General features: G+C 67.6%; 12 protein-coding genes and 1 rRNA gene. 2 read left to right on the top strand and 11 right to left on the bottom strand.

The features are described from left to right. Positions 1–16: 16 nt before the first annotated feature. Positions 17–1,204, bottom strand: coding sequence for an efflux RND transporter periplasmic adaptor subunit (locus ACU5AP_RS02010; RefSeq protein ID WP_003166715.1), 1,188 nt, complete (start codon positions 1,202–1,204; stop codon positions 17–19). 161 nt (positions 1,205–1,365) lie between these two features. Between ACU5AP_RS02010 and ACU5AP_RS02005 the strand changes: the two genes are divergently transcribed. Beyond that, complete coding sequence (locus ACU5AP_RS02005) at positions 1,366–1,959, top strand: TetR/AcrR family transcriptional regulator (protein WP_003166716.1); 594 nt, start codon at positions 1,366–1,368, stop codon at positions 1,957–1,959. A 56-nt stretch (positions 1,960–2,015) separates the two neighbouring features. Here the strand turns inward: ACU5AP_RS02005 and leuB are convergent, their stop codons facing one another. From leuB to ACU5AP_RS01955, 10 genes are all read right to left on the bottom strand, one after another. Continuing rightward, positions 2,016–3,131 (bottom strand): 3-isopropylmalate dehydrogenase, encoded by a 1,116-nt coding sequence (gene leuB / locus ACU5AP_RS02000; protein ID WP_446680731.1) that lies wholly within the window; start codon positions 3,129–3,131, stop codon positions 2,016–2,018. After that, complete coding sequence (leuD, locus tag ACU5AP_RS01995) at positions 3,131–3,733, bottom strand: 3-isopropylmalate dehydratase small subunit (protein WP_003166717.1); 603 nt, start codon at positions 3,731–3,733, stop codon at positions 3,131–3,133. Before leuD ends, leuB begins: the two co-directional genes overlap by 1 nt. After that, positions 3,726–5,138, bottom strand: a complete 1,413-nt coding sequence (gene leuC, locus ACU5AP_RS01990; protein ID WP_446680730.1) for a 3-isopropylmalate dehydratase large subunit — start codon at positions 5,136–5,138, stop codon at positions 3,726–3,728. The genes leuD and leuC overlap by 8 nt, the downstream gene beginning before the upstream one ends. Beyond that, positions 5,125–6,096, bottom strand: a complete 972-nt coding sequence (locus ACU5AP_RS01985) for a branched-chain amino acid transaminase (protein ID WP_003166719.1) — start codon at positions 6,094–6,096, stop codon at positions 5,125–5,127. The genes leuC and ACU5AP_RS01985 overlap by 14 nt, the downstream gene beginning before the upstream one ends. Further along, entirely contained in the window at positions 6,080–7,327 is a 1,248-nt protein-coding gene (locus tag ACU5AP_RS01980) for a 2-isopropylmalate synthase (RefSeq protein ID WP_088410878.1), read from the bottom strand. Before ACU5AP_RS01980 ends, ACU5AP_RS01985 begins: the two co-directional genes overlap by 17 nt. Next, positions 7,327–7,578 carry an ACT domain-containing protein gene (locus ACU5AP_RS01975; protein ID WP_046653132.1) on the bottom strand — a complete coding sequence of 84 codons (252 nt, stop codon included), beginning with the start codon at positions 7,576–7,578 and terminating at the stop codon, positions 7,327–7,329. The genes ACU5AP_RS01980 and ACU5AP_RS01975 overlap by 1 nt, the downstream gene beginning before the upstream one ends. A 2-nt stretch (positions 7,579–7,580) precedes the next feature. Next, entirely contained in the window at positions 7,581–9,287 is a 1,707-nt protein-coding gene (gene ilvG, locus ACU5AP_RS01970; RefSeq protein ID WP_128719287.1) for an acetolactate synthase 2 catalytic subunit, read from the bottom strand. A 31-nt stretch (positions 9,288–9,318) separates the two neighbouring features. After that, positions 9,319–10,332: a ketol-acid reductoisomerase gene (gene ilvC, locus ACU5AP_RS01965; protein WP_128719288.1), complete on the bottom strand. Its 1,014-nt coding sequence runs from the start codon at positions 10,330–10,332 to the stop codon at positions 9,319–9,321. Positions 10,333–10,344: 12 nt separating this feature from the next. After that, complete coding sequence (gene ilvD, locus ACU5AP_RS01960; protein WP_446680729.1) at positions 10,345–12,087, bottom strand: dihydroxy-acid dehydratase; 1,743 nt, start codon at positions 12,085–12,087, stop codon at positions 10,345–10,347. A gap of 104 nt (positions 12,088–12,191) precedes the next feature. Further along, positions 12,192–12,332, bottom strand: coding sequence for a hypothetical protein (locus ACU5AP_RS01955; protein WP_157678000.1), 141 nt, complete (start codon positions 12,330–12,332; stop codon positions 12,192–12,194). 933 nt (positions 12,333–13,265) lie between these two features. On the opposite strand from ACU5AP_RS01955, the gene ACU5AP_RS01950 reads away from it, so the two are divergent. Then, positions 13,266–13,351 (top strand): 16S ribosomal RNA (locus ACU5AP_RS01950); the annotation flags it as partial.

Raw genomic sequence — 13,351 nt, 5'->3', positions numbered from 1 at the left:
CTCGTGAGCCTCCTCCTCAGCCGGCGCTGGCGACGAAGGTGGCGGACGAAGCGACGGGGGCCGTGGTCACGGGCGCGTCGGCCTTGGTTTCCTCAGCCTTGATGGTTCCGTTCTGGGCGGTGACCTTCTGGCCCGGGCGGGCGCGCTGAAGGCCGTTGATGATGACGCGGTCGTCCGGCGTCAGGCCCGTGCGCACGACGCGCAGGCCGTTGGCCAGCGGACCCAGCTGGACCGGCTTGGCGCCGACCGTGCCGTCCTTGGCGACGACGTAGACCACCTTGCGCGGACCGTCGGTGACGACGGCGGAATCCGGCACCAGCATGGCGGCGTACCCGCCCGAACCGGCCAGTTGGGCGTGACCGAACATGCCGGGCTTCAGGAAGCCGTCGGCGTTCTGCACCACGGCGCGCAGGCGGATGGTGCCCGAGGAGGCGTCGATGGCGTTGTCGGTGAAGTCCAGCGTACCGGTGCGGTCGTAGCTGGTCTCGTCCTGCAGGCGGATGCGGATCGGGGCCGAACCGTTGCGGGCGTCGCGCTGGTACTTCAACGCCAGGGCTTCGGAGCCGTCGAAGACGAAGTAGATCGGCGAGGACGAGACGATGGTGGTCAGGACGTCGCCGGCCGACGAGCCGCCGCCGATCAGGTTGCCCGGATCGACCCGGCGGTCGGACACGCGGCCCGAGATCGGGGCGGTGACGCGGGTGAACTCCACGTCCAGCTGACGGGCTCGGATGGCGGCGTTGGCGGCGGCCACGGCGGCCTCGGCGGTCTGGACGGCGCCGCGCTTGGCGTCGACCTCAGCCTGGGACACGGCCTGCGAGGCCAGCAGGCCCTCGGCGCGGGTCAGTTCCGTGCGGGCCAGCGTCAGCTGGGCCTGGCCCTGGGCCAGTTGTGCGCGGGCCGAGGCCAGGGCGGCCTGGGCCGGACGCGGGTCCAGGGTGAACAGCAGCTGGCCCTGGCGCACGAAGTCGCCGTCCTTGAAGTGGACCGACTGGATGTAGCCGCCGACGCGCGCCCGTACGTCGACCGAGCGAGGCGCCTCGAAGCGGCCGGTGAATTCGTCCCAGTCGACGACCTGTTGCGACAGGGGCGCGGCCACCGTGACGGGCGGCGCGCCCTGGGCGGGCGCCTCCTGTCCCTTGGAACAGCCATAGAGGGCGGCCGCCATCAAAGCGGACGCGGCCGCGATCTTAACCGTGCGCATCGGCGCAATCTCCTTGGGAGTAACGTGATCAGAGAGACTGTCGCTCTTTGGGGAGAAGGCGTCCAGTCAACACCGGCTGACTTAAAGACGACGAAGGCGACGCTTGTCAACGCCTGATGACAAGGCCATATAGTCCGTAAGGTTTATTGGAGTGCGACCAATTGGTCCTTTGCGACGTTCCCCGGCCGCGTAACGCCAACGCCACCCGCCAGGCCATTCTGGAGGCGGCGCGCGAGCGTTTCTGCGCGGAAAGCTATGATGATGTCGGCATGCGCGACGTGGCGCGCGACGTCGGCGTCGATGCGGCGCTGATCAGCCGCTATTTCGGCTCGAAGGAAGATCTGTTCCTGGCGGTGCTGGACAGCTGCAAGAACGGGCGTGACCTGATGGAAGGCGACCGCGCCGATTTCGGCCAGCGCCTGGCGACGGAAGTCGTCTATGGCGAGGCGGCTCGGTGCGAGGCTGACCCGACCGGCGAGAAGATGCGAGGCCTGTTGATCCTGTTGCGCTCGATCGGCTCGACCAAGGCGATGGACGTGGTGCAGCGCACGGCGAACAACCGCTTCTTCGATCCCCTGACCCAGTGGATCGGCGGCGAGGACGCGGCCGTGCGGGCGCGCCTCGCGTCCGGCCTGATCATGGGCATGGCCATCGGCCGCGAGCTGTCGGACGGCTTTTCGGCTCTGACGGATGAACAGCGGGGCCGCCTGCGCGACCGTATGGCCAAGGCGCTTCAGGGCCTGATCGACGGCTGAATTGAAAAGAGGCGGACCGCGGCCCGCCTCTCGTCTCTGTCTTATGGCAACCCCGTCTAGGCCCAGTGCATCGGCACATGGCGCGCCGCCGCCCAGTGGATGGCGCGGATGGCGTCGACGATGGCGCGGGTGGCCGACACCGTGCCCAGCGGCCCGCCCAGATCGGCGGTGACGGCGCCCGAGGCCAGGACGGCGGCGACCGCCGCCTCGATGGAATCGGCCTCATCCTCCAGATCGAAGCTGTGGCGCAGCATCATGGCCGCCGACAGCACCATGCCGACCGGATTGGCCAGATCCTGTCCGGCGATGTCGGGCGCCGAGCCGTGGATCGGCTCGAACAGGCCGGGGCCGTCGGCGCCCAGGGAGGCCGAGGGCAGCAGGCCGATCGAGCCGCCCAGCACCGAGATTTCATCCGACAGGATGTCGCCGAACATGTTCTCGGTCAGGATGACGTCATAGTCGCGCGGCTTGCGGATCAGATGCATGGCCATGGAGTCGACCAGGGCGTGCTCCAGGGTGATCTGCGGATATTCCTCGGCGTGGATGCGGGTCACCACCTCGCGCCACAGGCGACTGGTCTCCATGACGTTGGCCTTGTCGACCGAAGTGACCTTGCCGCGGCGCTGTTCGGCGGCCTGGAAGGCGGCGCGCGCGACGCGCTCGATCTCCTCGACCGTATAGACGCACAGGTCCGAGGCGCTGGTTTCGGTGCGGGTGCGCTCGCCGAAATAGACGCCGCTGGTCAGTTCGCGGAAGACGATCAGATCGACGCCCTCGACGATCTCCTTCTTCAGCGGCGAGCGGTGGGCCAGGACCGGCGAGACCTGCAACGGGCGCAGGTTGGCGTACAGGCCCATGGCCTTGCGGATGGCCAGCAGGCCCTGTTCCGGCCGCACCGGGGCGCCGTCCCACTTGGGCCCGCCGACCGCGCCCATCAGCACGGCGTCGGAGGCCAGACAGGCGGCTTTCGTCTCTTCCGGCAGGGACTCGCCCGTCGCGTCGATGGCGGCGCCGCCGATCAGGTGTTCGGTGAAGTTGAAGCGGTGCCCGTAGATGTCGCCGATGCAGGTCAACACCCGCTGGGCGGCCAGGGCGACTTCGGGACCGACCCCGTCGCCAGGCAGGACGGCGATGTCGAAGGTGCGGGCGACGGGCGTTTCATGGGCGGTCATCAGGCGGTCTCCGGCTGAAAGGCGTCGTTTCTCAGGCGTTCAAAGGTGGTGACGTAGGGCAGTTTCGACTGAAGCCAGCCGAGAGCGTCGACCCCGTCCAGCAGGCACTGGCGGGCGAAGGACTCGACCTTGAACGGCACGGCCGGGGCATTGCCGCGCCGGATCTCATTGGCGTCCAGATCAATCGTCACCGGCTGTTCCGGATGGGCGGCCAGGTCGTCCCAGGTCGCCTGATCGACGACGATGGGCAGGAAGCCGTTCTTCAGGGCGTTGGAGGTGAAGATGTCGGCGATCTCGGTCGAGATCACCGCCCGAAAGCCGTAGTCCAGCAGGGCCCACGGCGCGTGCTCGCGCGATGAGCCGCAGGCGAAGTTCGGCCCCGCCAGCAGGATGCGCTGTTCGGTCGGGTCGATGCGGTTCAGCACCGCCTCGGGCTTGGGCGAACCGTCGGCTTCATAGCGCCAGTCGTGGAAGGCGTGGGCGCCCAACCCCTCGCGCGTCGTGGTGGTCAGGAAACGCGCGGGGATGATCTGGTCGGTGTCGATGTTGGCCTGACTCAGGGTCAGGGTTTTCGACGTCAGCGTTTTAAAGGGCTCAGACATGGGCGGCCGCCTCCAGATAGACGCGCGGGTCGGTCAGGACGCCCGCCACGGCGCTGGCGGCGGCGGTGGCGGGGCTGGCCAGTATGGTGCGGGCGCCCTTGCCCTGACGGCCCTCGAAATTGCGGTTGGAGGTTGAGACGGCCAACTGGCCCGGCGCGACGAAGTCCCCGTTCATGGCGATGCACATGGAGCAGCCGGGGATGCGCCATTCGGCCCCCGCCTCGGTGAAGACCCGATCCAGACCTTCGGCCTCGGCGTCGCGGCGGACGGCTTCCGAGCCGGGGACGACCAGCATCCGCACGCCCGGCTGGACCTTGCGGCCGCGCAGGACGTCGGCGGCGGCGCGCAGGTCGGGCAGGCGACCGTTGGTGCAGCTGCCGATGAAGACCACGTCGACCTTGTGGCCGGTGGTCGCCTCGCCGGCGGTGAAGCCCATGTAGTCGATGGCCTTCTGGTCCGAGGCCGAGCGCGGCTGCGGCACGGGCGCGCCGACGGGGGCGCCTGCGTCTGGGGTGGTGCCCCAGGTGGCCATCGGGCGGATGGCGCCGCCGTCCAGCACGACCTCCTTGTCGAAGACCGCATCGGGGTCCGAGGCCAGACTCAGCCAGTCGGCGGCTGCGGCCTTATAGTCATCGGGGACGTGGCGACGGCCGCGCAGCCAGTCGACGGTGGTCTGGTCAGGGGCGATCATGCCCGCCCGCGCGCCCGCCTCGATGGACATGTTGCACAGGGTCATGCGCCCTTCCATGTCCAGCGACCGCACGGCTTGGCCGGCGTATTCGATGACGTAGCCGGTGCCGCCGCCGAAGCCGATGGCGGCGATGACGGCCAACGCCACGTCCTTGCCGGACACGCCGGGGCGCAAGGCTCCGTCGACCGTCACCCGCATGGCCTTGGCCCGTCGCTGCAGCAGGCACTGGGTCGCCAGCACATGACCCACTTCCGAGGTGCCGATGCCAAAGGCCAGCGCCCCGAAGGCGCCGTGGGTGGCCGTGTGGCTGTCACCGCAGACGACGGTCATGCCCGGTTGGGTCAGGCCCAGTTCCGGCCCCATGACGTGAACGACGCCGCGCTGGTCCGAGGCCCAACCCGCCAGTTCGACATTATGACGGGCGCAGTTGGCCTCCAGCGTCTCGACCTGACGGCGCGCCTGTTCGGTGACATAGGGGCGTTTCCCGTCCGGCCCGGCGGGCAGGGTGGGGGTCGAGTGGTCCAGGGTGGCGAAGGTGCGGTCGGGGCGGCGGACCTTCAGCCCGCGCGCCTCGATTTCGGAGAAGGCCTGGGGCGAGGTGACTTCGTGGACCAGATGCAGGTCCACATACATGACGCCCGGAGTCTCGGCGGTTTCCGGCACGACGACGTGCCGGTCCCAGACCTTCTGATACAGGGTTTTAGGCTGGCTCATGCGCGCGCTCCCTGGTCGGGGCGGCCGCCGCTTCGCCGATGGGCTCCAGCCAGCCGAAGCGGTCGGGCGTCGTGCCGTCGAACAGGCCGCGAAAGGCCTTGTTGACCGCCTTCGTCACCGGGCCGGGGCCGCCTGCGCGAGTCATGATGCCGTCGATGGAGCGGACGGGCGTGATCTCGGCCGCCGTGCCGGTCATGAAGACCTCGTCGGCGACATAGAGGGCTTCGCGCGGCAGCACCTGTTCGCGCGCCTCATAGCCCAGGCCGCGCGCCAACTTCATCACGCTGTCGCGGGTGATGCCCTGCAGGATGGAGGCGGCGGCCGGAGGCGTCATCAGCACCCCGTCCTTGACGATGAACAGGTTCTCGCCCGCGCCCTCGGACAGCAGGCCGTCGGCGCCCAGGGCGATGCCTTCGCCGAAGCCGCGCACGCGGGCCTCGCGTCCGATCAGATAGGAGGACAGATAGTTGCCGCCCGCCTTGGCGCCCGCCGGGACGGTGTTCGGCGCCACGCGGTTCCAGCTGGAGATGCAGGCGTCGACGCCCTTCTCCAGCGCTTCTTCGCCCAGATAGGCGCCCCAGGCGAAGGCCGAGATCATCACATCGCTGCGGATCGCCTCGGCCGAGGGGCTGACGCCCATGCCGCACTCGCCCAGAAAGGCCAGTGGGCGCAGATAGGCCGAGCGCAGACCCTCGGCGCGCACCACCTCCTTGCAGGCCTGAACCAGTTCGCCCTCATTATAAGGCATGGGGAAGTGGTAGATGCGCGCGCTGTCGAACAGGCGGCGGATGTGGTCGGTCAGGCGGAAGCCGCACGGACCGTTGGGGGTGTCATAGACGCGGATGCCCTCGAACACCGAGGTGCCGTAGTGCAGGGCGTGGCTCATGACGTGAACCGTGGCGTTCTCCCACGCCGTCAGTTCGCCGTTGATCCAGATGTTCTTAGCCAGCGGTTGCATAGGTCGTATCCTGTGGTGCGGAGGCCGTGACGGCCGCGATGATGGCGGTCAGTTCCGCGTCATTGATTTCGCCGATTTGGTCGGCGCGTTGCTTGAAGCCGGCGAAGACGTCGGCCAGGCGCTGGCCTTCCAGCACATGGCCCAGAGCCTCGGCCCGCTTGCCGACCGCATGGCGGCCGGAATGCTTGCCCAGCACGAAGTAGCTGCCCTCGAAACCGACGTCCTCGGGACGCATGATCTCGTAGGTGCGGGCGTCGGCCATCATGCCGTGCTGGTGGATCCCGGCCTCGTGGGCGAAGGCGTTCAGGCCGACGATGGCCTTGTTGCGGGCGATGACCGTCTCGGTCACGTCGCGCAGGGTCTGGGAGGCGCGCACCAGATGGCGGCTCTCGGCGGCGACGGTCGCCCCATAGCGGTCCGCGCGGGTGCGCAGGGCCATGATGACTTCTTCGATCGAGGCGTTGCCCGCCCGTTCGCCGATGCCGTTGATGGCGCCCTCGATCTGGCGCGCCCCGCCCTCGACCGCGGCCAGGGAGTTGGCCACGGCCAGACCCAGGTCGTTGTGGCAGTGCGAGGAGAAGATGATGTCCGCGTGGCGCGGGCGGATGATCCCGTCCAGATAGGCGAACCGCTGGCGCGCTTCTTCCGGCGTGGCGTAGCCGACGGTGTCGGGCACGTTCAGCGTCTGCGCGCCCGCGTCGGCGGCGGCTGTCAGAGCCTCGGCCAGGAACTCGGGTTCCGTGCGGAAGGCGTCCTCGGCCGAGAACTCGACGTCGTCGAACATCGAGGCGGCGTATTCCACCGTGCGCGAGATCGTAGCCAGCACCTCGTTGGTGCTCATCCGCAGCTTGGCCGAGCGGTGGATCGGGCTGGTGGCCAGGAAGACGTGGCAGCGACGGTGCGATTTCGGCGCAGGCGACAGGGCGCGGAACGAGGCGTCGATATCCTTTTCGTTGGCGCGCGACAGTGAGGCGAAGACCGGGCCCTCGATCTCGCCCGCCACGCGGCGGATGCATTCCTCGTCGCCCGGCGAGGCGGCGGCGAAACCGGCTTCGATCACGTCCACGCCCAGGTCGCGCAGGACATGGGCCATCTTCAGCTTGGCCTCGGCCGACATGGAGAAGCCCGGCGCCTGCTCGCCGTCGCGCAGGGTGGTGTCGAAGATGATGACGCGGTTGGGATCGGACGCCGCGATTTCGGCGGTTCTGGATACGCGTTCTACTCGGGACATTACGCAGCCTCGGACTGGAAGGTTTGGGCCTGGATGCGCGCGACGCCGATCAGGCGGTCGATCTGGCGGCCCAGGTTGTCGATGGAGCGGGCGGCGTCACGCCCGCGAACGGTCAGGGCGATGCGGCGCATCGCGCCTTCATCGGCCATGCTCATGCCGTCGATGTGGAAGCCGCGGCGCTCCACCAGGCCGATGAGACGCTGAAGCGAGCCGTCGGCCCGGTCGATCTGGATGTGAATGGTGTCGCTCATGATCATGCGCCTTCCATCATTTCAGCGTTGCTCTTGCCCGGCGGCACCAGCGGCCAGACGTTTTCCTTGGGGTCGATGACGACGTGGGCCAGACAGGCGCCCTTGGCGGCCAGCAGGCGGGCCAGACCGGCCTCGACCTGGTCGCGGCGGTCGATGCGGAAGGCCTCGACGCCGAAGGCCTCGGCCACCTTCACGAAGTCCGGATTGTCGGACAGGTCGATCTCGGAATAGTTCTCGGCGAAGAACAGCTCCTGCCACTGGCGCACCAGGCCCAGCGAAGAGTTGTCCAGCAGGACGATCTTCAGCGGCACGCCGTAGCGGCGCAGGGTCGCCAGCTCCTGAATGTTCATCATGAAGCCGCCGTCGCCGGCGATGGTGACGACGACTGCATCGGGGTCGGCCATCTGGGCGCCCAGACCGGCGGGCAGGCCGAAGCCCATGGCGCCCAGACCGCCCGATGTGATGTGGGCTTCGGGCCGGGCGAAGCGGCAGTGCTGGGCGGCCCACATCTGATGCTGGCCGACGTCGCAGGCGGCGACGAAGCGGTCGCCCGCCATCTCTGACAGTTGCTTTAGCAGCGCGGGCGCGTAGACGCCCTCGCCCGGCGCGTCATAGCGGGCGGCGTGGTGTTTGGCCGCCGAGGCGCAGCGGATGACCCACGGGTCGATGGCCAGAGGGGCAGACGACAAGCGCTCGGTCAGGGCCTCGATGGCCGGGCGGATCTCGCCGCCGACGGCGACGTGGGTCTCGCGCAGCTTGCCGATTTCCGAGGCGTCGACATCGAAGTGGACGACGCGGGCGTGGGGGGCGAACTCGGCCAGCTTGCCGGTGGCGCGGTCGTCGAAACGGGCGCCCATGACGATCAGCAGGTCGGACGCCTGAACCGCTTCATTGGCCGCGCGCGCGCCGTGCATCCCCAGCATGCCCAGGAAGCCGGGGGCGTCGGTTGGCACCGTGCCCAGGGCGTTCAGGGTGGCCACGGCGGGGATGCCGGTGGTCTCGGCGAAGGCGCGCAGGGCCTCGGTCGCGCGGCCGATCTTCACCCCGCCGCCGATGTAGATCAGCGGGCGCTCAGACGTGCGGATGAAACGCTCGGCCTCGGCGATGGCGTCGGCGTCGGCGGCGGGCGTCTCATTGGGAATGTTGAAGCCGAACGGGGCGACCGTTTCGGCGAACTGGACGTCCTTGGGCAGGTCGACCAGCACCGGGCCGGGGCGGCCCGAGGCGGCGATGTGGAAGGCCTGTTCGATGGCGGCCGGAATCTCGGCCGCGTCACGGACCAGGATGGAGTGTTTCACGATCGGCAGGGTGACGCCCAGGATGTCGATCTCCTGAAAGGCGTCGGTGCCCATGACCCCTTGGGGGACATTGCCGGTGATGCAGACCATCGGCGCCGAATCCATCATGGCGTTGGCGATGCCGGTGATCAGATTGGTGGCGCCGGGGCCTGAGGTGGCCATGCAGACCCCGACCTTGCCGCTCAGCCGGGCATAGGCGTCGGCGGCGAAGGCGGCGGCCTGTTCGTGGCGCACCAGGATGTGCTTCAGCGACGAGCCGGTCAGGGCGTCGTAGATCGGCATGATGGCGCCGCCGGGGTAGCCGAACACCACCTCCACGCCCATCCGCTCCAGGCTGGAGACAAGCAGGCGCGCGCCGGTCATGACGGCCGGGGCGGGGGGTGTTTTCAGGGCGGGCGCGGCGGCGCTCATCGGATCAGTCTCTCTTTATATATACAGAGGGTCAGGCGGCGGCCTGTTTGGCCGTCTGCAGCCAGGCCATGCGGTCGCGCAGACGGGCGCCGACCTGTTCGATCTGGCTGTTGCGGTCGGCGTCCAGCAGGGCCTCGTACTTCGGCTTGCCGGCCTCGTTCTCGGCGATCCATTCGCGGGCGAACTGGCCGCTCTGGATCTCGTCCAGCACGGTCTTCATGCGGGCGCGAGTCTCGTCGGTGATGACGCGCGGGCCTGAGGCGACGGCGCCCCACTTGGCCGTTTCCGAGATGAAGTGGTGCATCTTGGAGATGCCGCCTTCGTAGAACAGGTCCACGATCAGCTTCAGCTCGTGCAGGCATTCGAAATAGGCGATCTCGGGCTGGTAGCCGGCCTCGACCAGGGTGTTGAAGCCCTGGATGACCAGTTCCTTGGCCCCGCCGCACAGGACGGCCTGTTCGCCGAACAGATCGGTTTCGGTCTCTTCGCGGAACGACGTCTCGAGCAGGCCGCCGGTCGCGCCGCCGATGCCCTTGGCGTAGCCCATGGCGCGGTCGCGCGCCTTGCCGGTCGCGTCCTTTTCGATGGCGAACAGGGAGGGGACGCCGCGGCCGCGCGCGAACTCGCGGCGGACCAGATCGCCCGGCCCCTTGGGCGCCACCAGGATGACGTCCATGTCGTCGCGCGGCGCGATGCGGCCGTAGATGATCGAGAAGCCGTGCGCGAACAGCAGGGCCGAGCCGGGCTTGGCGTTCGGCTCGATGACGTCGCGATAGATCTCGTTCTGGATCATGTCGGGCGTCAGGATGGCGATGATGTCAGCGCCGCGAACGGCTTCGGCAGGCTCGGCCGTGGCCAGGCCGTCCTCGGTCGCGTGCTTCCAGCCGGTGCCGCCGTGACGGACGCCGACGATCACGTCGTGGCCCGAATCCTTCAGGTTCTGGGCGTGGGCGCGGCCCTGCGACCCATAGCCGATGACGGCGATGCGTTGCCCGGCGATGGCGCCCGGCTTGATGTCTTCATTGGTGTAGATGGTGATGGCCATGGAAGGACGTCCTTAAGAAGCGGCGGTTTCGGTGGAGCGGGCGGCCAGATCGGCGGGGATCTGGGCCGGCGGCGGATTGGGAATGGTCACGGCCCCTTGCGAGGCGGAGGCGACGGCGGCGCGGTACTTCGCGAAAACGCCTTGCGCCGGGCGGACACGGTTGGGGGCGAAGTCCGCCCGGCGCGCCTCCAGATCGACGAGCACGTCGATCCTTCGGTTGGTGACGTCGATGACGATCGGATCGCCATCGCGAATGAGAGCAATGGGGCCGCCCGCCGCCGCCTCGGGCGAGACGTGGCCCGCGACGAAGCCGTAGGAGGCGCCCGAGAAGCGGCCGTCGGTCAGCAGGGCGACGTTCTCCACCTTGCGGCCCTTCAGGGCGGCGGTGACCTGCAGCATCTCGCGCATGCCGGGCCCGCCCTTGGGGCCTTCGTAGCGGATGATGATGACGTCGCCTTCGCCGACCGAGCCGTCCTGAACCGCGTGGAAGGCGTCTTCCTCGCAGTCGAAGACGGCGGCCGGGCCTTCGAAACGATCGACCTTATGGCCGGTCAGCTTGATGACCGCGCCTTCCGGCGCGACATCGCCATAGATGACGGCGTAGGAGCCGCGCGCCATGACCGGCGCGTCGAAGTCGGTCACGACCTGTTGGCCGGGTTGCTCCTCGGCGTCGCCGGCTTCGGCGAACAGGCTGCGGCCCGAGACGGTCGGGACGTTGGCGATCTTGCCCGCCTCGGCCAGACGCTGGGCGACCAGGCGCGTGCCGCCCGCCGCATACAGGTGCGAGGCCAGGAAACGGCCGCCGGGCTTCAAATCGCAGATGACCGGCACCTCGACGCAGGCCTGGTGACAGTCCTCGACGCCGAAATCGACGCCCGCCTCGGCCGCGATGGCGGTCAGGTGCATGACGGCGTTGGTCGATCCGCCCGAGGCCGAGACGGCGATGGCCGCGTTCTTCAGGCTGGCGCGGGTGATGTATTTGCGGGTGGTGTCTCCGGCGAAGACGCGCTCGACGATCAGGCGACCGCAGCGCTCGCCTTCCGCGCCCTTGGCCGGGTCGACGGCGGGCACGTCATTGGCGCCCATGGGGCTGATCCCCATCATCGATAGGGCCATGGCCATGGTGTTGGCGGTGAACTGACCGCCGCAGGCCCCGGCGCCGGGGCAGACCGCGCTCTCGACCGCCTTCAGGCCCGCATCGTCCAGCGAACCGGCGGCGTGGGCGCCGATGGCCTCGAACACTTCCTGGACCGAGACTTCCTTCGTGCCGATGACGCCGGGCAGGATGGTCCCGCCGTAATAGACCAGACCGGGGATATCCATCCGAGCCAGAGCCATGGCCGCGGCGGGAATCGTCTTGTCGCAGCCGACGATGCAGACGACGCCGTCCAGCTGATGCCCCTCGATGGCCAGTTCGATGGAATCGGCGACGACTTCGCGGCTGATCAGCGAGGCCTTCATCCCCGCCGTGCCCATGGAGATGCCGTCAGTGACGACGATGGTGTTGAAATCGACCGGATAGCCGCCTGCGGCGACGATCCCGGCCCGCACGTCTTTGGCCAGACGGTCCAGGTGCATGTTGCAGGGGGTGACGGTCGACCAGGTGTTGACGATGCCGATCATCGGCTTGTCGAAATCGGCGTCCTTCATCCCCGCCGCGCGCAGATAGGACCGCGCCGCAGCCCGGTTCGGGCCCTGGGTGACGGCCGCCGAGCGGCTGTTGGGTTGTTTCGTGCTGTCAGAAGGCGTCGTCATTGTGATTTTGGAACTTCTTGCCTGTCGGTATTGGGCTGGGCACAAGAAAAACCCCGCGTCCGGAGCCGGAGCGGGGTGAATGGGCGAAACTGGCTGGGTTCAGGTCAGGTCGCAGGCATCCACACCGCTTGGCTAAGCGGAATGAGAATTACCGAGAGAAGGAGTACGCCCAGCGACAGCACGCGCAGATCGGCCGCCGCTTGCGCGGGGCTCAGGATCGCAGCGATGGCGGCGCGGTGGGACAAGCAGAGACCTTTCGAACTGGCGCTCTTATGCCTCGCCGAATGTTGCGGCGCAACCGCGGATGCACGAATTGTGGAAGAAAGAACCCTGCGGCGGCGTCGCTGCGGGATTTGAACGCCAAAAACAGTCGCTCAAGTGCGTGTCTGGGATAAAAATTTCATCCTGAGGCCGATTTCTCTTTAGCTCTCCAGACGCGCGCGTACGTGAAGGGCGCCGGAAGTAAGGCGCGGATGACTCTGGTTCGTTGAGTTTCTTGAGCTTTTTGTGAAAAGCCGCTTGCCAGTCGGAAAGAGCGGACGTATATCGCCGCCTCGCTCGGAGACGGGCTGGCCCAGCGGGCTTCGGAGACGGTGTTTTCGGGGTTTTGTTCGGGGCAAGGGTTTGAAAAAGCGTCTTGCTTCGGGTGGTTGGATCGGTTAGGTTCCGCGCTTCAATCGAATCGCTGGATTGAGTTGAGGGATAGCCTCTCGGTTTTCCCGGCGGTTTGCTGCGGCCTTCGAAGCTTCGGTTTCGGAAAAAGCAGAAAGGCTGAAAAGCCCGGTTGACAAGGAGATCGGCTCTCACTAGATAGCCGCCTCCGCCGCTCCTTCCGGAGCGGTTTCGTGAAAAGAAAGTTCTTTAAAAAGAACTTCTTGACACGAAAAACTGGGTCGGCTAGACAGCCGCCTCCGCCGCGGACCCGGCGCTAAACGGTCCGGCCGGTTCTTCCGGTCCTGGTCTTTGAAATCGTTGATCTGGAAAGAGAAACGCAGGCGGCGGTGTCCTGGCGAGAGCCCTTCGGGGTTCATCAGTCGACACTGACAACTGCGGTCTTTTTGAAAAGACATACCATGTAACCGGTCTTCGGATCGGTGAACGTGGGATCTCGTCAAGAATACGTAGAACTAATGCCAAGCGATCTTAGGGTCGCAATGCTTAGGTCAGATAAGTCAACTCAACCTGAGAGTTTGATCCTGGCTCAGAGCGAACGCTGGCGGCAGGCCTAACACATGCAAGTCGAACGGACCCTTCGGGGTTAGTG

Source organism: Brevundimonas sp. RM1, from assembly GCF_052907225.1.
Note: the sequence above shows the minus strand (reverse complement) of the source record. Positions and strands in the feature narration are given on the sequence as shown.

Coding starts and splice junctions, on each gene's coding strand:
- ACU5AP_RS02010 (WP_003166715.1), bottom strand. CDS start 1,204: ATGCGCACGGTTAAGATCGCGGCCGCGTCCGCTTTGATGGCGGCCGCC.
- leuB (WP_446680731.1), bottom strand. CDS start 3,131: ATGACCGCCCATGAAACGCCCGTCGCCCGCACCTTCGACATCGCCGTC.
- leuD (WP_003166717.1), bottom strand. CDS start 3,733: ATGTCTGAGCCCTTTAAAACGCTGACGTCGAAAACCCTGACCCTGAGT.
- leuC (WP_446680730.1), bottom strand. CDS start 5,138: ATGAGCCAGCCTAAAACCCTGTATCAGAAGGTCTGGGACCGGCACGTC.
- ACU5AP_RS01985 (WP_003166719.1), bottom strand. CDS start 6,096: ATGCAACCGCTGGCTAAGAACATCTGGATCAACGGCGAACTGACGGCG.
- ACU5AP_RS01980 (WP_088410878.1), bottom strand. CDS start 7,327: ATGTCCCGAGTAGAACGCGTATCCAGAACCGCCGAAATCGCGGCGTCC.
- ACU5AP_RS01975 (WP_046653132.1), bottom strand. CDS start 7,578: ATGAGCGACACCATTCACATCCAGATCGACCGGGCCGACGGCTCGCTT.
- ilvG (WP_128719287.1), bottom strand. CDS start 9,287: ATGAGCGCCGCCGCGCCCGCCCTGAAAACACCCCCCGCCCCGGCCGTC.
- ilvC (WP_128719288.1), bottom strand. CDS start 10,332: ATGGCCATCACCATCTACACCAATGAAGACATCAAGCCGGGCGCCATC.
- ilvD (WP_446680729.1), bottom strand. CDS start 12,087: ATGACGACGCCTTCTGACAGCACGAAACAACCCAACAGCCGCTCGGCG.